Below are 19,679 nucleotides of genomic sequence, written 5' to 3' on the forward strand. Positions count from 1 at the left end.
GAGAATCTGTGTGTAAAGCGGTTGGAATGGGGATGTAAGTGATACAATTTCCGGTCGATTCTATATTGCAGTCACTATCTGAAACATTACAAAAGTATCGCAATGCGGTACTGGTGGCGCCTCCTGGAGCGGGAAAAACGACCCGAGTGCCACTGGCGCTACTGGAAGAAGATTGGCTTGTGGGGCGCAAGATCTTGATGCTAGAACCTCGCCGTCTGGCGGCCCGGTCGGCAGCCCGTTTTATGGCCGCTTCACTCGGAGAGTCGGTGGGGGAACGAGTGGGCTACCGGGTCCGTTTGGACAGTCGTGTCGGGCCGAAAACAGGGATCGAAGTCATCACCGAAGGCGTACTGACCCGCATTCTACAGGCGGACCCTGCCCTGGAGGATGTAGGGCTGGTGATTTTCGACGAGTTTCATGAGCGAAGCCTCCAGGCTGATTTAGGGTTGGCGCTCTGCCTGCAGTCGCAGTCGCTTCTTCGGGAAGACCTCCGACTGTTAGTCATGTCGGCTACGCTCGATACCGAACCGGTGGCCGCGCTTCTGGGAAATGTGCCGGTGGTTCAAAGCGAGGGCCGTGCCTATCCTGTGGAGACTCAATACTTGGAGCGATCCCGTGACGGGAGCATCGAGCCGCTGGTGGTCCGAGCGATTCAGGATTCCCTGCACCAAGATCCCGGAGATATTTTAGTCTTTTTACCGGGTGCAGGGGAAATCGGACGGATAGAAGATCGGCTGGTCGAGATGAGATTAGATAAACAAGTGATGATCTGCCCGCTCTACGGCAACCTTAGCCAGGACGCTCAGGACAAAGCCATTGCTCCAAGCCCGCCGGGAGTGCGCAAAGTGGTGCTGGCAACGTCGATCGCGGAGACAAGCCTGACGGTAGAGGGAGTTCGAGTGGTCATCGACAGCGGGCTCATGCGGGTGCCGCGCTTTTCTCCTCGAACCGGAATGACTCGATTGGAGACGGTGCTGGTTTCCCGAGCTTCCGCTGACCAACGGCGGGGACGGGCAGGCCGGTTGGCACCGGGAAAATGCTATCGTCTGTGGACTCGCCAAGAGGATCTTCGCTTGCTTCCGCAGGGCACGCCGGAGATATCGCAGGCCGACCTGGCCCCTCTCGCCCTCGAACTGGCTGCTTGGGGAATTTCGGACCCGGCAGAGCTTTCTTGGCTCGATCCGCCGCCGAAGGGCGCCTTTGACCAAGCCTGTGCGCTGCTCCGGCAACTGGGTGCCCTCGGCGGTGACGGCAAGATCACCTCCCATGGACGGCAGATGGCCGAATCGGGATTGCATCCCCGGCTGGCTCATATGATCGTGCAGGCGATTCCGCTCGGACAGGGAGGACTTGCCTGTGAACTGGCGGCTATCCTCAGTGAGCGGGACATTTTCCGGATTAGTGGAACGACCGATGGAGATATACGTCTTCGAGTGGAAGCGCTGCGTGCTGACAAGGAAGACCTCTACGGAGTGGGCAAGGCTGCCCTTCGGAGAGCCCGCACCGAGGCAAAGCACTGGAAGAGAGTATTCCAGATCCCTCTGAACAACAAAGCCAGCGAGATTAACGCAAGTGGACTTCTGCTGGCCTTTGCCTACCCTGATCGGATTGCCCAAGGTCGGGGCGGCGGTAGGTACCTGCTTCGAAACGGGCGCGGTGCAGCCTTGGCGAAGGATCAACCCCTGGCAGAGGAACCGTACCTCGTAGCAGTGGAACTGGATGATCAGGGCGCAGAGGGCCGCATATTCCTGGCAGCGCCGGTCGAACTGTCTGATCTGATGGAATACTTCAGAGAACAAGTCGAAATAGAATCGGTGGTCGCCTGGGACAGGTCGGCACAAGCAGTGCGGGCACGAAAACGCGAACGGCTCGGTTCGCTCATCCTTAAAGAAGTAAATATGACTGATGCCGATCCGGAAGCAACGGTGGCAGCGCTTCTCGATGGGATCCTCGAAGAAGGCCACGAAATTTTACCGTGGACGAAAGCGGCTCGCCAGTTTCAGTATCGCTTGCAATTTATGCACCGGCAAAATCCAACCTGGCCTGATATGTCCGAGAGTGTGCTGAAAGATCGTCTTTCCGAGTGGCTTGGACCGCACTTATACGGGCTGCGAAGCCGGGAAGACTTGCAATCGTTGAACATTGTGCCCATTTTTGAATCAATGCTTTCGTGGGAGCAGCGCCGGGAACTGGATGAGAGCGCTCCCACTCATATTCTTGTGCCCAGCGGCCAGCGAATTCCCATTGACTATAGCGTACCTGAGTCGCCGGTGTTGGCCGTCCGGCTGCAAGAGATGTTCGGGCTGGCTGAAACGCCGACGATCTGCCGGGGACGGGTTCCCCTGACCCTGCACTTGCTCTCGCCGGCCCATCGTCCGGTTCAAGTGACCCGCGATCTGGCTAACTTCTGGCGAGAGACCTATTTTGAGGTGCGCAAAGACTTAAAGGGACGTTACCCGAAACATTATTGGCCCGATGATCCCTGGAATGCGATCCCGACGAACCGGGTTCGACCGCGGGTTTAGCAAAATAAGATATTTATACTTACAATCCATTCACGCCTATGCACTCGCATAGGCGTTTTAAAACCCATTACACAGGCAAAAGAAAAAACAATTATAAACAGTTAAATACTATTCGGGCAAGTCTGTTGTAGAATGGGCACTATAAATTTAAATATTTAGGTAAAAGAATAAGTAAAATAGAGTTTCAAAAAAGGTTGCGTAGAATAATATAAAATAGTAACATGAATTAAATACCTAAAAAAGGTACTTTAAACAAATAAAATGGAATTCCTTTAAAAGTCTAAAGAAGTAAATAAATTGTAGAATTATTTTATCAACCAGACTTGAACTAAAAATTAACTGTTTAGGTATTACAACACTCCTTTTCTAGACTTGTTGGAGGAATATGCAAATGAATATAAGTGTTTCTAAGCTTAAGGAATTGGTAAATGAGTATCTTGATTCTATTAAACTTGAACGAAACTTGGCACTTAAAACCATAAAGGCATACCAATCAGATTTAAACATTTTGTCAAATTGGATAGAAGATTCACAAGGATGTTTTCAAGAAGAAAGTTGTTTGTGTTATATTCATGAGGTGTTTGGTTCTAAATTATCTGATGCTACTAAAAAACGAAAAATTATATGTATAAAATCCTTTCTAAATTACCTGATAGACTTAGGTTTTTTGAATCAGACACAGTGGATGAAAAACAAAAAAAGATTTGTAACTACAAAACGAGTACCGAAAACGTTAAGCGGACATGAAGTAGTACACTTATTAAACGCACCAAAAAATGAGCTCTTAATTTATAAAAGCAATATTAGAAGAACGATCTGTTATAGAAACGTTGCTATTTTAGAACTACTTTATTCGACAGGAATTCGTATTGGAGAATTAGTAGAGATTACGTTAAGCGCGCTGGACCTACAGGAAAGGACGTTGCTTATAATGGGAAAAGGTAGGAAAGAGCGGTTATTATATATTTCTAACGAAGAAGTCTTACATGCTTTAGAAGATTGGTTAAATGTAAGAAGCCTACTAATTCCCAAAAGTAATAGTTTATACATAAATAGGTTTGGGGACAAAATGTCTATTTTTGCAGTGGAAGAGGTATTTAAAAAGTACAAAAAAATGACTAAAATCAATCCCAAGGCCACTCCGCACTATCTCAGACATACGTTTGCAACTCAATTGTTAAATAACGGAGCCGACCTTCGTGCCGTTCAAGAAATTTTGGGACACTCAAGTATAAGTACTACTCAAATTTACACTGAAGTCTCATTGGCTAGGAAAAAAGATGTACTCATAAAATATAATCCACGAAATCGCCTTTTATAATTAATAATGTTGTTGACCGGTGGAGTCAACAACTATAATGCAAACGTTTTTTAAAAAATAACCCTAAAATAACTAAAAATTATTTGGGGGTAAAGGAATGGAAAGCTATGACGTATTTGTTTCATATGCTTCAGAAGATAAACACGATATCGTAGTACCTTTAGTACTTGAATTGGAAAGAACAACATTAAGGTCTGGTATGACGACTTTAATATTGAATTAGGCGATAGCTTAAATCAAACAATTAACAAAGGCTTATCAAATTCAAGGTATGGAATAGTAATCCTCAGTCATAACTTTTTTAAAAAAGAATGGCCTATAAGAGAACTAAATGCATTATTAAGTAAAGAGAAGCTTGGGGAAAAAGTCATCTTGCCCGTTCTTCATAATATATCTATTGAAGAAATTAAGAATTATTCGTTATTACTAGCTGACAAGGCTGGAGTTCAAAGCAAAAAAGGATTGGACGTGGTAGTCAAACAAATAATGGGTGTAGTATCCAAAAAACCAAATTTTCCAGGGGCAGTGCAGGAGTATATTCCTGTACCCAACATGAATTTTAATGAGATTATAAAGTACTGCAAAACATCATCGTACGATGGAATAAAGAAAGCTGGAGAACAGTTAGAAAAATTTATTAAGATATCGGAAATTGATTTGGAATTGGCTTTTCTTGGAGCCCAGCATGTAGTTAGTCTTATATTAATAGATGTTTACTTTTACCTGTATCAGTCTAGAGAGAGAATAAATAGTATTAAAGATGTAGAAAATGCAAACTTGTTATGTCAGGTTCTGGGGAAAAATACCTTAGGACAGATTAAAATAATCTACAATTTAGGTGATATAGCCCTCCGTAATAATGGTTTTTATACAAAAGAAACGATTAATCAAACAGACCTAAATGTATGCAAACAATCTCTAAAAGGAATACTTAATTGGTATTTTAACTCATATTACTCAAAAAAAACCAATAAGGATAGATTGTGTCTGGTTAAACCCGGAGAATTTTATAAAGAAGATATCCAAGAAATATACACCATAGAATCAAAGTTTTTCGATCCAAGCTTTATATCTCCTGTAGAAGTTGCGACCCAATGGTATGAACACAACAATAAAACACTAATTGGGGTGAGAGATACTTTAACTGGAAAATTAGTTGGGTTTTTGTGCACGCTACCTATTACCAATGAGTTGTTTGAAAAAATATCATCCGGTGAATACATTGATACACATATATCAACTGAAGATATCAGGCTATACAACTTACCCGATTTTTATAAGCTTTACTTATGTTCGTTATGTGTAGATCCCGAGTATACACATACAAGTGCATTAAGACTTATTTACAGGTCTTTTATTGAACAGTTATTCGACTTAGCAGTTTATGATGAAATATATATTACCGATATAGTCGCTGATGCCATCAGCTCCAAGGGGGAAGAGTTATGTAAGTTTATACGTATGAAATTTTATAAAAACACATTACATGGTACTAAAATATACAAAGATTCTCTTTTGCCGCCCTCTGTCACATTGAAAGGAAGAGAGGGTTTAAAGCTTATGAACTATTATAAGATGATTTACGAGCAGTATATAGATTTACTTTAGGGTATACACTCCGTAAGCTCAAAAATTGGATCATTTAATGCGCTTAATTGCGATGATACTAGCCGAATGATATCATCTTTATCTTTTTCAAATAAACTAATCATTGCTCTGTTAAGCTCGCAATATTCATTAATATGATTGTTTGAAAATTTTAAATGCATTCTGCCACAACGACCATAACACATTTCAAAGCAACTCTTTTGAACACAGATTGACTCTTTACATGTAAAGCTTCCGAAATTTACCAATGTGCTAACACTGCCTATGTAAAACTCACTGTTGTTCATTTCTTCTGAGCAACTATAACAATTTCCATTTGTCTGAACATAAACGCTACCGTAATTAAAACCGCATAATATACCACTAGATTTTTTAATTTTCATTAGTAGTCTTACCATGCTCATAAAAGGTATTATGTTTAGCATACTACCTTTTCTTAAACTATTTATCCAAACCTGATATAGTAATTTAGTCTCATAGATATACGTTTTTGAAAAATCCTCAAATCTATTAAACGTGTAACAGTTCTCTATTTGCCAATGAACGTAATCAAAGAAATTTAATACTTGCATTACGTTGGTATAAACACTTACTTTTTCGGTTATTGTGAGTCTACCAAGAATTGTTATGTTGCTCAATTGTCTGATGTAATTTATGTTATTTATAATCTTAGCAAAATAACTATTGTATAGACCGTACGAAGGTATTTTCTCATAGTTAATTGATATTATTATGCGATTAAGCGCTGAAAGAATTTCTAAGGGTATTTTGTCTAAAAGTATACCATTAGTATGTAATATATATTTTACAGGCATTGTTTCGACGACAAAACCAATTTCTTGTATAACTTTAAAGATATAGTCGTAATCCAATGTTGGTTCGCCGCCAAAAAAGAGAATATTTATTTCATTATCGTTATAAGTTTTTTGTGTTTTTATTATAAATTCTTTTAACTGCCCTATTGAGTATGATGGCTTTTCTGGATAACAGTTATTCTTATTGATATTTACACCGGAGCAATAATTACAATCCAAATTACAGTTGTTTGTTACGAAAATATAATATTCCATAAGATAACCCCCCAATAATTTTTAGTTATTTTAGGATATAAACTCTAACAAAAATATTTTTGAGTGATTGTTTTAATTGGGTTTCTTAATTATTCTCAGTTTTAAATCTCATTTATTTTCGGGGTTTGGTTGTTGTTAGAGCCCTAAGCGATCTAATATCTTCAATGCTAAGGTTGTGTAATCTAGGCTGAGAAGAAGTTCTCTATTTTCTAACGTGTTCATGTTGTTTATGATCTTGACCCAACCTTGAGAATCTAATTCTGAAGCAATTTCAGATACACGACCTCCACACGAACCAATTAAATAGACGGGTAAATTTTTTCTCAATGCCATTTCAATCTCTTCATCGACGCCAGATAATGTTCCGTTCGGTTTACTTCTTCCACCTAGTGCAACCAGACCTAATGCATTTTCATCATTAATCATAGCCTGACGCATGACCGTCAGGCTTTTCTCCCGATTACCATCGATGATTTTGGTTGGAATAACAGTCGAATATTGCTTAAACGTTTCAATCTCTTTATCTGATACGAAATATTTAGAAATATAAAGCCGAATAGCTTCTTTATAATCATAAGGGCAGCGCCTTTTGGCTAAGTCAAAAATCAATGGTTGAAAGGTAGGGTGACCACCAAAGATTACCCTACCGCCACAGTCAAGAATTGCCTGAGTTAGGGCATGAATTGCCGTCGTTAAATTCTGTTGATATATAGGTCCACACATGGGAAATGAACCGGAAATAATAACTCCGTTCTTTTTGTTCCCATTTCTTGGTGGGACGCTTATGTACTTGTGTATATTCGTTAAATACTCGTCTGCTGAGTCAACATAAAAAAAACCCGGAGAAAAGTTTTTAATACATGTCCCCTGAGAAGGTGCAAGTAAAAGGGCCGCATCTACAAGGTGACCATGTTTAGGATGTGCTATGTAGCCCATCGCTTGTATATTTTTGTCGAACAACTGAATATCGGAATCTTCTGGATGCCTACCATAAAACTGAACAAGATGAGTCATAGGACGTTGAGGGTATCGAAAACCTCTTCGAGGGAGTTGAACCTCATAAATAAGATTCTTTTGATCTAACTCGATAATATTGGCACCTTCAAAGCTTATAACAGACTTTAACCGATTAATTCGATCGAAGACGTTATGACCGGATTCCATACAAACCTTAAAGGCAGTCTCGATTATACTTTCTATAACTTCAGGATTTAGAGTTTTGTCGGAACTAGACAAATCACCTAGATGTAAATGCGGTTCGCGAGCTGGACGTACCGGTAGTTCTGATCTTCCGTCTACAAGACCAACTTTTATCCAAACAATGGGTATATTTAGTGCGAGGGCTAACTGTAGCTCCCGAGCAACCCATTTAGATTCTCCCGCTTTAGGAGTATCTAGAAAAAGAACAACGTCACTCTTACAAAGGTTTCGTTCTATAACTTCCTGTGCGTCTTCCCCTACCAGTACCTCAGTAAGATCTCGAAATGTATGTTCAGCCCTTATGCATAATTCGCGGTAAAGGGTAGCTGCAAAAATCTCTCCATCAGCTCGGCGATGACTCAAAAAGAAACACATACGTGTCCTTGATAGATTAGGTTTTAGCTTAACTACAACGACTCGTGCCAATACGACAGCAATAGTTTCGAGACTAGAGGAAGTTAAAGAACGTAAGTTGATTTGATCAACAACATCGAAGCTTTGCCGAGTGCTTATTAATGTGTGAGGGGTTCGCGTGTCCCTATCGAGGGCAACTGGAATTACTTCTGTGTTTGTATTTATACCCCTCGTTAAAACTTCAGTGATTAAAGAATCATAGTTGTTATCTGGTCGGTTAAAGATAATAAGTACATCATTATCAGTGAACTGGACACTCTTCAAGACATTCTCAGAACAAAGCGAAACGACCTCTACATATTGTTCTAATTCAGATCTAAGCGCGTTGAAAAACCTAATTGCCGTGACGATAGAACCCAGTGTCTTCTTGGGATCTATGAGATAAGCCTTCATAGCTTTCCTCCCACTACGATACGACCTAAATTTATTTTAGTTTAATTTGACCAAAATTCGTGTCGAATTTTGGCATGAATATTTTATTAAAATAATATTTTGCCGTAAAGTCTTTGCTAACATATAATAGTAAATTATATAGTTACATACATAGCCATAAAAGCCGAGTGAATGCAAGCGGTTTTAATTACTGCAAATTTTTGTTCCTCTATAGGTCCGTTATAGTAGAAGAAATTTTAGCTAATCTCTTGACAAAAAGGATTCAGCACATAGTCATAGAAAAACTAAATGATCGGATTATTGTTTGCCGATTATAACGAAATTTGTTGTTGGACAATGGAGAATTACTGATGAACGAAGATATTCTCAATCATATTTCTCAAATGCTAAAAAACCACAAATTAAAGACGATGGAACTCTCTCTTTTGCAGGATACCATGCCTGGAAACACCGATTATCGAAGCTTTGCGTCAATCATCAATAAACTCATTGATGATGGGGTACTGACACCGATCAAAGCAAAAGGGACGAATCGGAAAACTTCGCCCCTGCCCAACAAATTCACTATCGGGCACGGAAGAGTTCACGAAGAACACTATCAGAGGCTCAAACGTGCCCGGTTGCGGTTTCATTCGTCGATTGACTTATCAAGTTATTACCGACTGAGCCCCGCCGTTTGGGAAAAGGATCAGGATTCACTGGCCAAGCTAGACGCCTACCTGCAGAAGCAGGGCTTACCGCAAAAAGCCGCTTCCCTACAGGAACGTTCTTTTGAAATTTTTGATCATGAGAAATGGTTGGAAAGCAAAGAAGGGACCGATTTCTTAGCCCGAGTCGGCCTGTCTCTTGAAAGGCTCTCGGTCGTTCCCGTCCCCGATCCCTGCATGTTTGCGATGCAATCCGAATTGTATAAAGATCCCCAGCGCCTGTGTCATGAACATTTGATTGTAGAAAATAAGACGCCCTACCATGTGCTCATGCCATTGATGCATCAGCAACGCGTCTTCACGACGCTGATTTACGGCCAGGGCAAGGCGATCATTTCAACCCTACAAGGGTTTACGACTCAGGCTGGTTTTTGTTTAGGTGAACAGAACCACACCTTTCACTACTACGGCGATCTAGATCATGAAGGCATCAGCATTTGGTACAGCTTGCAGAAGCGTTACCCGATTCGCTTGGCCCTGCCTTTTTACCGCGCCTTACTGCAAAAAGAGTATGCCATCGGAAAAGAGAACCAGAGGCCGAATCCGGAAGCTTTCGCCCTGTTTTTAACGAACTTTTCATCACAAGAACAAGCAGCGATTCAATCGATGATGGACCAAGGTGGGTACTTACCCCAAGAGGCCTTGTCGGCGGAAGAGACAGCGAATATATGGAGGAACCAGCATGGATCAGCGTCTAGCTGACTTGACGAGAGGCTTTCGCGATCGCATCAACCGCCTGGCCATCTTTGATCCCCTCTACGAACTAGGGCGAAAGGTCAGCCGGGACCAGCAGAATAACCCCATCGACTGGTTCAGCCTCGGCATGGTCAGCCTGCTCTTTTTCTTCGAAAGCATGCTGACGCGGCGACGGCAGACCTCGGTGAAAGATTTGGCGGCGTACCTAATGGAGCTCAACCAGGAAGGCCCCATCAGCGCCGATGAAGCGGGATTTCAAAAAATCGCCCGGGAGATTATCGACGCCTTCCGAGACGCCTCGGGTAAGCGAAAAGAAAAAGTATTCTTTAACTGGGAAACGCGCCAGGAGGACCGGATTTATTACTCTCTCATTGAAGTGAGCGACTCCGACTTGAGCCAAAACATCCAGAATTACCGCTTAACCGAGCGAGGGCTGGAACTGATCTTTGCAACGAAAGAGTATTTCAGTGAGTTTCATCTTTCCATCAGTCAATTGGTGCTCCGGAAACAGCTCGAAAAGGGCGAGCTAAATGGGGCCTTGCGCGAAATCGATGAGATGCGGATCGCTGTGGAACAACTGCAGCGGAAAATGATTCAACTCAATCTGGAAGTGCAGCGCAACATCATTTCCCACGAGACGCAAAAGAAATACACGGAGATCCTCGATGCCATCCATGGACGCCTAACCCGCGAAGAGGAAGAATTCCGTGAACTCTACGGCTTTGTCTTGGAGAAAAAACGGAACTTGGAATATGAGATGACGGCGGAGCGCGATATCCGGGCCTACAACCTGCTCATCCAGATCGCGAAAGAACTCGATGAGGTCCACCGTATGCACCGCGCCCTTTTGCATGACAGCATCACCCTCAAACGCAAGGCCTTGCATGCGGCCAAGGAATCGCTCTACCATGCCGGGCTCATCGCCTTCAACTTCAACCAGGATGTTACCTCCCGCGCCGTGACCTCTCCTCTACCTGCCTCTGCCTTGGAAGGGCTGATCAAACCGCTGCTCGGCCCCTATGTGGAGCGAAATTGGTCTCCCTTAGACGTTTTTGCGCCCCAACGAACGGGAGGCGATGACGAGGGCGAATGGGAGATCCCCCATTTTGCAGAAGCCGATGACCGCACGGAAGGCCCGTCCTTTCTCCAACAGCAGCGGCAAAACTTTCATCGGCTCAGTCAAGAACTGCAAGCCTATCTGGGAGAAAAAACCGAAATCCGCCTGTCTGAGTTCCTGGGATACCTGCAGGCCGACCCAGAACGGGCTCCTTTCGTCGAAAACCGGTCGCTCTATGATTACTGGTTGCTCCTTCACCAGCATACACCGTTACAGATCCATCAAGGACGCAATGAAGACGGAAAGAGCTATCTCCTCGACGACATCATCGCCGCTTTTTCCCACGTGGAAGAGATCGAAGTGCAGGAAGAACCGGAACTGCTACAGCCCCATCCCCGCTATGAGATCCAAGAAATGATCTTACGATTGAAGGTGAACGCGTGACGACCGTCGTTGAACATGCTCATATGGAACTGGCCTTTCATCTATATGCACAATTGCTGCAAAAGGGGCAGTTGTCCCAAGACCAGCCGGGGTTTCGGGAATATATCGCCCAGAGTGAAGTACGCAGTTTGGTCGACACCTTTGCCACCGAGATGGACAGCGTCGTCGTCAAGACCTCAGACCACCTCTACTTGGTGCCCAAGTCAGGCCAGTCCCCCTTCGGCATGAAAAATGCCTACATCAAAAGAGAGTATCTCGGCTACCAGGCGACCAACATCGATCTTTACATGATGTACTTTGCCATCATCGTCCTCTTCGGCGAGTTTTATGACAGCTATGAAACGCCGGAGGCGACGCGGGACTTTTTACCGATCGGTGAGTGGATGAGCAAGATTCGGGAGCGACTCGATACGATCAAGGAACAAGGGGAAGAACAGCTAGATCAGATCGAAGGCGAGACCGAGTGGAACTGGGTCGGCGTGATTCACTTCTGGGATTCCCTCGACGACCTTAAAGAGACGGCCAAGCGGCAAGATACGAAGCAGCAGAGCCGGCTCGGCTTTCTGAAGCGAGTCATCCGATTCCTCGACGCCCAGGACCTGGTGCAAGATCAGGGCAACGACGAACTGAAACTGACGGAAAAAGCCAAGATCATCGTCCAACGGTACTACATGGACCGGGAATACAACCGGGACCTCTTGGCCTATATGTATCAGTTCGATCAAGTGAAAGGGAATGATCCCGATGCCGGCCATCGCTAAAATCCGCCTGACGAACGTGCAGTATGAACAGGGCAATAAACGGTACACGGACCAGACCTTCCGGTTTGACGGCCATAACGGCGCCATTCTGCTCGAAAACGGAGGAGGTAAATCGGTCCTTGTGCAAACGGCCGCCCAGGCGGTCATCCCTAATGGCATCCTGGCCGATCGCAAACTCCGTGACACCCTCGACGTGTCGGCGGCGCCGGCCCATATCGCTGTAGAGTGGATCCTCAACGACAAACCGCGACAGTACGCCCTGACCTGCGTCACTTTTTATATGGGTAAAGAGGGACTCGAATATCTGCTCTATGCCTATGACTACCCAGCCGGAGACAAGGGGCAGATCGAAAACCTCCCTTTTGTGCAGAAAGACCGATCGGGCAAACGTCCGGCCAGTCGCGAGGAGATCAAAGAATACTACCAAAGCATGTCCTACAGCCACATGAACGCCAAAACCTTCAGCACGAAAAAAGAGTACCAGGCATATCTCGAAGAAACATTTCAAATCGTCCCCTCTGAATGGGAAGCGATTCTTAAAATCAACGGTGCAGAAGGCGGCGTAGAAAAGTTCTTTGAACAGTGTGCCACGACGGGCCAACTGGTCGACCGGCTGCTCATCCCGGTGGTAGAACAGGGTATGGCCGGTAACGGCACGAAAGATTTTGCCCGGCTCTTCGATAACCACCGGCAGCATTTTCGCGAATATCTGGAACTGACCGAACAGATTAAGGAATATCAAGACGTGATCTCCCGCGTCAGCCAAGTGGTGGAACGGTACAGCCGCTTTGACCGTGAGGAGCAGGCCTATCAATCGCTGCAAGGCCGCGCCAAGGGGCTGCTTCTGCATGTCGATGAGGAACTGGCCCAGTCGGTAGAGGCCCAGGAAGAATTAGACCGAAAAGAACGGGCCTTGCAAGAGCAGGAGAAAAGGCTGCATCAAAAAGCCCTTTCCCTAGATATCGCTCGCCTACAGCGAGAACGATCCGAGGCGGAGGAAAGGCTCTACCGTTGTGAGCAGCGGCGTGATGAAAAACAGGCAGAGCACCGCGAGAGCGCAAGCCTGCTGGAATCGTTGAAACTGGCCGCGCTATTGGAACAACTTCAAGATAAGCAAACAGACCTAAGCGCATACCAGCGCCAACTGGAGGAACTGGATCATTCGCCCGATATCGCCCATCTGCAAATCGAACGGGCACAGGTTCTCTCCCAACTGCGCTATCACTTCGACCGGCTGGAAGAGGACTTCCGTCAACTGCAAGATCGGGCCCAGGCGATTTTATCGGAACTGGCCCAGGAAGAGCAGACGAAGAAAAAGGCACTCCTCGAAGCAGAGGAAAAGAGGAGAAGCCTACTCGTTCTCCGCACAGAGACTCGGACGCATATCGAGAATAAAGAGCAACAGATGCAGCGGATCGTCCAGGCCATCTTGCACGATCCGCTGCGGGAGCAAGTGGAGGAACAGCTTCCCCACTGGCAGAAACGGTCTATCGCCCTCGGTGAAGATGTCAATGGGCTCATCGCCGATATGGGACGCTGGCAGGCCGAGAGTGAAGAACTGCATCGCCAGGAGAAGCAAATCCAGATAGAATTAACTGCCCTCCGCCAAGATCTCACCAAGTGGGAGACGGAACTGTCGACCGTCGATAAACAAGCGCAGCAACTGCTCGAACGGTTGCACCTTCTTTCCCCGGAAGACCGGGAGCTCAACTCTATCTATAAACGGCAGCCGACGATCCGGGCGCGCCTCCATGAAGCCAGGACATTATTGGAAGAAGAGAAGAACCAACAGATGGAGCAGGAACGGATCCTGCTGCGCTTTTATGACCTTTATAAAGACAGCCAACTGTTCACGGCCGATCCGGGGCTCGAACGGCAGTGCCGACGGTGGCAATCAGACATCCCCTCCTTACAACTGGGCACGGCCTTCCTGCAAATCCTTCTGGAAGAGAAGCCCCAGTTGACCATGAGCAGACTCTATGAGCACTATCCCTTCTGGCCCATCACCTTGATCTGCGGGGCTGCTGATCTGGGCAAGGTCAAGAAGCTGGTCGAAGGTGCCGCCCAGCAGTGGACCCACCCCGTGTTCATCTTGACGGAGCAGGAAGCGCAGGCCCGTTGGACGACCCCCTTTGAATTGCCGGCTGTCCACGTATCACCGGGCCAATGGCCGCAGATCTCAGAATCGATCCCTTTTCAGGCCTGGCTGGAAGAGAGCCGTCAAAAAGCCGCCTTCGTCGTCGAGGAACGCAAAACGCTGGAAGAAAAGCTTCGCCAGTGGCATGCGCTGGCTGATGCCGTCGACCGCTTTTGGCAGGAATATGATTTTCAAGCGATCTATTTACCGTTAAAAGAAAAGATCAGCCAAGGCAAAGGGCGTTTGGAAGAACTGCACAATGCCGTCGCTCATATCGATGGTCAAAAGCAGAACTTGCAGCGCCAGTTAAAGGAAGGCGCCAGCAAGAAGATTCGCTGGGAAGCCGAACAGGCTGACGTGACGGAGCGCTACCGGAAGGGGCTTGAATGGAAGCGACTTCAAGAAGAGCGTAACCGTCTGACGGAAAGGCTGGAAGGACTGAGCGCCGACGAGAAAGGGGTCGCCCAAGAGGTAGACGAACTCAAGACACAGATGGACGATCTGGAATCGAAGCAGCGCCAGCAGGAAAAGCGCACCTGGGAACTGGACGAGAAGCTAAAAGATATTCGCAACGACGTCGATAACAAGGAAAGCCAAAACAGCGCTCCCGTAAAAGCCGAGCTCTCCCTCAACCTCTTAAAAAGCCGCAAGGCCGAGTTGACTGACAAACTACAGGGCATCCAGCAAAACCGCAAATCCTTGCAGGCGATGATCGGTAGCGCAGAGAAAGATGTGCACCGGTTGGAGCAGCAGATTCGCAGACAGCGGGAACAATTCAGCGACATCCTTCAAGGGGAAATCACCTTCCCACCGAATGGGGAAGAAGAGATTGAGCGTCTGACCGAGACGACCCGGTCCTTAAAACGAACCCTCGATCGGTTGAACCAAGAGCTGGCCGACGCGCAGACGAAGGCCACGGTGGCCCGGACGCGGGTGGCGGCCAAAGAAGAGCAATTCTTCAAGACCTTACCCGATGCGGCCATAGTAGACTTTGGTAGGCAGCCCCTCGAAGAGGTCGAGACTCTCCTTCATCAAGAATCACAGCGCCTGAGCCAAGAGGGGGTGCAGGTAAAAGGAGAACGACGGCGATTAGAACAACTCTATGCGGAATTGAACAGTGTCAAAAAAGCCTTGGAAGTGGCCCGGGGCGTCCATAAATTCGGGCGAGAAAGCATCACCGCCATATCGCTGAAGGAAGAGGACTTGCAGGAGTATCCGTATAAGCGGCTGGCCTTCACGAACGAACTGTCCCTGCAACTGGAGAGAGCGCAAGAAAAGGTGGACCTGGAGCGCAAAATGGTGGAGCAGGAACGAAAGCGTTTTGAAGCCTACTGCCTCCAAGAGATCAAGGATGAAAAAACGAAGCAACAAGCCGTCAACGGCATTCGGTTAAAAGACAGCTTCAGTGAAATCCACGATTGGGGATTGCGACTGCAAGAGCGGATCGAAACGGCCATCCGGATTGCCGAAGAGAGCTTGCGCAGCCTCGATGAGCAGGTGCAGATTTTTATCAACCATCTCCATTCCCACCTGGTGCGGATCTGTGAAGAGTTGAAAGCGATTCCCAAGATGACCGCCGTCAAAGTGGAGGAGAAACGAAAAGAGATCTTCGACTTTACCGTTCCCCACTGGCCGGAACTAGAAGGGAAGACGAAGCTCCGCCAACATCTCGAATGGATGATGAAGGCACTGGAAAATGAGAAGTACCGCAACGAGCAAGGCCTGGAAGATACGGCGAAAGTGCAGGCCCAGATCGAAAGCTGGCTCCACCCGAAGCAACTGCTGCAAGTGGTCTCCTCGAGCCAGGAGATCAAAGTACGCTGTCGGAAGGTCACCAATGATAACCGTGTCAGCAGCGCCTTGACAGACTGGCCGACGAGTGAAAGGTGGTCAGGCGGAGAGAAATGGAGCAAAAACATGACCCTCTTCCTGGGCATTCTCAACTACCTCGCTGAAAAACGCCAGCATATTCGCAAAGGCCAGGGAAACCACCGCGTCGTCATCCTGGACAACCCCTTTGGCAAAGCCTCCAGTAGCCACGTCTTAGGTCCCGTCTTCTTCATCGCCCAACAGTTGGGTTTCCAAATGCTCGCCCTCACAGCCCATGCGGAAGGGAAATTCCTTCGCGATTATTTCCCCATCATCTATAGCTGCCGGCTCCGCCCGACGAAAGATCCCTCCATCGCCATTGTCGAAGCGCAAAAAGAGATCCGCTATGCTTATTTTCAGGATCATGCGCCAACGAGCCTGGAGCGCTTAGAAGAGGTAGAACAGTTGACGCTGCTGTAGCATCAATGAAAGACTTCTTCACAATACCGACTGAACAACGTTAAAACGATAACGATGCCTCTTTCGTATGACATTTTGCCCATTTCTCAGATAATGTAGAAAAAGGCCCCCTTCCGTCACATGGAAGGGGGCCTTGCCTTTTATCGCTTAAAATTAAAATGTTGTTTTATCTGTTTGTGAATCTGCTTCCACTTTTCTTTCTCAGCGAGCTGCTCCCGTTGATTTTCCCGGCGAGACATATAGGCCAGCTCTTTTTGGAGCTTAACATAGCTTTCATATCGACTGGCATCCAAATCCCCACGCTGTAAAGCGGATTGGACGGCACAACCGGGCTCTTGTTCGTGGCGACAGTCCCGGAACCGGCACTGTTCAGCCAAAGCCAGAATATCTTCAAAGGCGTCTTGGATACCTTCAGAAGATCCCGTCATGTGTAGTTCCCGCATGCCTGGCGTATCGATGAGAATCCCGCCCCCGGGCAAGAGGATCATCTCGCGGTGGGTGGTGGTATGTCGTCCCCGGTCATCGTCAGCCCGGACGGATTGGGTTTTCTGAAGTTCCTCTCCCATAAGGCAGTTGATCAAGGTCGACTTACCGACTCCGGAAGAGCCGAGCAGGGCCACCGTCTGTCCGGTCGTCACATAGCGCATCAAATCCGTTAACCCTGCACCGGTCACCGCACTGACCGGGTGGATAGGGACACCGAAAGCGACCGTTTCGACGGCGGAGATTTTTTCATCCAAATCCGCACAGAGATCGGCCTTGCTGAGCACGATGACGGGGCTGGCACCGCTGTCCCAAGCTAAAGTGATATAGCGTTCCATGCGCCGCAGATTGAAGTCCCGGTTTAGGGCCATCACGAGAAAGACCGTGTCCACGTTGGAGGCGACGATCTGCTCATCCGATGTCTTGCCGGCTATCTTACGGGAAAACTTGGTCTGGCGAGGGAGCAAGGCGTGGATGACAGCCTGCTCACCGGGAAGGGAACAGTTGAGAACCACCCAGTCACCGACAGCCGGGAAGTCTTGCCGGCCTTGCGCCTGGTACGAATATTTTCCAGAGACGGCAGCGAGGGTTTCTCCGTCTTCACAATAGACACGGTAAAGATGGGTATGCTCAACAGCTACCCGGCCCACGCGGTAGACTTGTTCATCATAGGCAGAAAAATGGTGGGCAAAGTGTTCATTCCAACCGAGAATAGAAAGTTTCAATGGGGTTTCCTCCTTGACCAATTTCAATCGATGGTCGCAGAAGGTCCCCCTTAAGCCTGTCAGGGGAATCTGCGACCTAGCAGTTAAAAACCTCGGCAGGCGTAAATACAGACATCAATCCCACTCCTTAACTAAACTATGGAAACATTATACACCCTGGACGGAGCCAAGTATACGAGAGATGTACGCGCGACGTTGCGCAGCTACAGGAGTCTTTAACGATTCGTCGCCCAGTGTCACACTTCGATACATCGGTATTAACCAGGATATTATCGACCGGGCGCTGGACGAAATCAATCATTAAACGAAAGAGCGACAGGCAAATCCTCGCCGGTCGCTCTTATTTTTTACGAATTAATCAGAACGTATGTTTTAATGTCACCCTGTTTGCGATATAATGTTCGTGCAGGAGGGGATTGTATGTTCGAATATCAAGAGGAAAAGTACAGCCAAATCGCGCCGGACCACTACACCGAGTCGATGTCCAATAACCAAACCGCGATAAAAGTGAGTGTAGATGGCGGGGTCACTTGGTCAAAGATCACGGTTGATCTATTGCAAAGATTGGAGGAATCCGGCCTAATACCCGGGTATCTCGTATTACATAACGGCGAACGATACCATATCACCACGTTAGATGACGGCACCATGGCCATGGCCAAAGAAGCCCGGAGAAAGCGAAAATGAGCCGGAGCAAGAGAGTCATGGAACAACGAGTGGCTGAGTTTTATCGTTCCAATAAACTTTGGCGAACGAGTTTTTTCCTTCCAGAACATCGGGAAGGGACGATACAAGGCAGGCTGACATCACTTGCCGAGCAGCTCTCCAGGCCTTCTGAAACGAAACGGGAGGAAATGGAGCACATCTTGGCAAAGGCAATGCGAAACCAAGAGGAAATTCGGATCAGGTTGCAGGATGGGATATGGATATCTGCGACACCGGTAACGGTCGTAGCAGGCAGGCTATACGTTTTGGTCAACGGGGAGGACATTGAAATACGGCTCAGCGAGATTATGGATGCGCAGGAATGATGTATCGATAATCGGCAGGCATACGATACTCAGTCTGCGCATAAATATAGGGAGAGAGCATTCCTTTCCGCCGTCGAAAGAAAACGCTGGCTGCCGCATGAAAGTTTTTGCGGAAGGGAATAAGTATAGATTGAGCCTGATTATCGTTTTGTTTGCTGCGTCGATCATCTCGTATTTTTTGATCGACGATATTTTGGATATGTTGATCGCTTGGCGCAAGCCGAAAAAACGGCGCAAGCAGTCCACGCGCAAACTGCCGACGCGTGTGCAGGTCGCCGCGCTGTCGGTGGTTACCCCTATACCCACGGCCAAACGCGCCTCAAGGCCTGGACGCGATCCGCCACGTCGAAAAAAACAAAATCAAATGAACAGCCCTCCGCGGATGTAGTGCGGTGGGCTAATGGTCATTATCGTGAGTGAATGCTTCATGTAAGTCGAAGATCAGTTTCCTATCACGAAGCACATTATTTCGAATGCGTTCCGTAAGACCCATCTCAGTAGTTAAGTCAACTTTACGCTGTAATGATTCTTCCAGTTTCTCTTTTAGTTCTACGAAAGAAAAGAGAGATAGTTTCTCTTTCGAACCACCGTACTCAATCAGAAGGTCAACGTCACTCGTTTCCTTTTGTTCCCCACGGGCGAATGAACCGAACATATAAGCTCGAACAATACCGTACTTTTTGAGAATGGGTTCCGATTTTTCTTTTATTTCATTAAAATCCATTTTGAAAGTCCCTTCAGCGCACATTCGACACCCCTACTATGCGCCTCTAACAAATTAAACTAAAGAAAAGTGGCAAATAGGCAAGATTATTTTA

The 19,679-nt window shown here is 46.9% G+C and carries 14 protein-coding genes; 10 read left to right on the forward strand and 4 right to left on the reverse strand.

Going from position 1 to position 19,679, the window contains the following annotated elements; translation table 11 throughout:
- Nucleotides 1-38 precede the first annotated feature (38 nt).
- The 3 genes from hrpB to H1S01_RS16590 all read left to right on the forward strand — a co-directional run bounded on the left by hrpB (nt 39) and on the right by H1S01_RS16590 (nt 5,454).
- A complete protein-coding gene (gene hrpB, locus H1S01_RS16580; protein ID WP_188041517.1) occupies nt 39-2,525 on the forward strand; it encodes an ATP-dependent helicase HrpB in 2,487 nt (828 codons plus the stop codon).
- Between the two features lie 391 nt (nt 2,526-2,916).
- Nucleotides 2,917-3,846: a tyrosine-type recombinase/integrase gene (locus tag H1S01_RS16585; RefSeq protein WP_188041518.1), complete on the forward strand. Its 930-nt coding sequence runs from the start codon at nt 2,917-2,919 to the stop codon at nt 3,844-3,846.
- 186 nt (nt 3,847-4,032) lie between these two features.
- On the forward strand, nt 4,033-5,454 hold the full coding sequence (locus H1S01_RS16590) for a toll/interleukin-1 receptor domain-containing protein (protein ID WP_341479122.1): 1,422 nt from the start codon (nt 4,033-4,035) through the stop codon (nt 5,452-5,454).
- Here the strand turns inward: H1S01_RS16590 and H1S01_RS16595 are convergent.
- Both H1S01_RS16595 and H1S01_RS16600 read right to left on the reverse strand, forming a co-directional pair.
- Nucleotides 5,451-6,524 carry a radical SAM protein gene (locus H1S01_RS16595; protein ID WP_188041519.1) on the reverse strand — a complete coding sequence of 358 codons (1,074 nt, stop codon included), beginning with the start codon at nt 6,522-6,524 and terminating at the stop codon, nt 5,451-5,453. The genes H1S01_RS16590 and H1S01_RS16595 overlap by 4 nt on opposite strands.
- A gap of 135 nt (nt 6,525-6,659) precedes the next feature.
- Nucleotides 6,660-8,531 carry an SLOG domain-containing protein gene (locus H1S01_RS16600; protein ID WP_188041520.1) on the reverse strand — a complete coding sequence of 624 codons (1,872 nt, stop codon included), beginning with the start codon at nt 8,529-8,531 and terminating at the stop codon, nt 6,660-6,662.
- Nucleotides 8,532-8,881: 350 nt separating this feature from the next.
- On the opposite strand from H1S01_RS16600, the gene H1S01_RS16605 reads away from it, so the two are divergent.
- Genes H1S01_RS16605 through H1S01_RS16620 form a run of 4 tightly spaced genes read left to right on the forward strand, consistent with a single transcriptional unit; the run spans nt 8,882 to nt 16,622 of the window.
- Nucleotides 8,882-9,940, forward strand: coding sequence for a Wadjet anti-phage system protein JetD domain-containing protein (locus H1S01_RS16605; RefSeq protein ID WP_188041521.1), 1,059 nt, complete (start codon nt 8,882-8,884; stop codon nt 9,938-9,940).
- A complete protein-coding gene (locus tag H1S01_RS16610; protein WP_188041522.1) occupies nt 9,921-11,435 on the forward strand; it encodes a replicative DNA helicase in 1,515 nt (504 codons plus the stop codon). Before H1S01_RS16605 ends, H1S01_RS16610 begins: the two co-directional genes overlap by 20 nt.
- Nucleotides 11,432-12,196, forward strand: a complete 765-nt coding sequence (locus tag H1S01_RS16615; protein WP_341479121.1) for a DUF6063 family protein — start codon at nt 11,432-11,434, stop codon at nt 12,194-12,196. The genes H1S01_RS16610 and H1S01_RS16615 overlap by 4 nt, the downstream gene beginning before the upstream one ends.
- Nucleotides 12,171-16,622, forward strand: a complete 4,452-nt coding sequence (locus H1S01_RS16620; protein ID WP_188041523.1) for a hypothetical protein — start codon at nt 12,171-12,173, stop codon at nt 16,620-16,622. The genes H1S01_RS16615 and H1S01_RS16620 overlap by 26 nt, the downstream gene beginning before the upstream one ends.
- Nucleotides 16,623-16,762: 140 nt before the next feature.
- On the opposite strand, the gene rsgA is transcribed toward H1S01_RS16620, so the two are convergent.
- On the reverse strand, nt 16,763-17,830 hold the full coding sequence (rsgA, locus tag H1S01_RS16625) for a ribosome small subunit-dependent GTPase A (protein ID WP_188041524.1): 1,068 nt from the start codon (nt 17,828-17,830) through the stop codon (nt 16,763-16,765).
- 420 nt (nt 17,831-18,250) lie between these two features.
- Here rsgA and H1S01_RS16630 point away from each other — a divergent pair, with 420 nt between their 5' ends.
- The 3 genes from H1S01_RS16630 (at nt 18,251) to H1S01_RS16640 (ending at nt 19,249) form a co-directional block, all read left to right on the forward strand.
- Entirely contained in the window at nt 18,251-18,517 is a 267-nt protein-coding gene (locus H1S01_RS16630; protein WP_188041525.1) for a hypothetical protein, read from the forward strand.
- Entirely contained in the window at nt 18,514-18,861 is a 348-nt protein-coding gene (locus tag H1S01_RS16635; RefSeq protein ID WP_188041526.1) for a hypothetical protein, read from the forward strand. The genes H1S01_RS16630 and H1S01_RS16635 overlap by 4 nt, the downstream gene beginning before the upstream one ends.
- 130 nt (nt 18,862-18,991) lie before the next feature.
- The gene (locus tag H1S01_RS16640) at nt 18,992-19,249 is read left to right on the forward strand and encodes a hypothetical protein (protein ID WP_188041527.1); all 258 of its coding nucleotides are present in this window, start codon (nt 18,992-18,994) and stop codon (nt 19,247-19,249) included.
- A 9-nt stretch (nt 19,250-19,258) separates the two neighbouring features.
- On the opposite strand, the gene H1S01_RS16645 is transcribed toward H1S01_RS16640, so the two are convergent.
- Nucleotides 19,259-19,585 carry a nucleotidyltransferase family protein gene (locus H1S01_RS16645; protein ID WP_188041528.1) on the reverse strand — a complete coding sequence of 109 codons (327 nt, stop codon included), beginning with the start codon at nt 19,583-19,585 and terminating at the stop codon, nt 19,259-19,261.
- Nucleotides 19,586-19,679: the final 94 nt, after the last annotated feature.

It is taken from the genome of Heliobacterium chlorum (assembly GCF_014502795.1).
Classification (GTDB): domain Bacteria; phylum Bacillota; class Desulfitobacteriia; order Heliobacteriales; family Heliobacteriaceae; genus Heliobacterium; species Heliobacterium chlorum.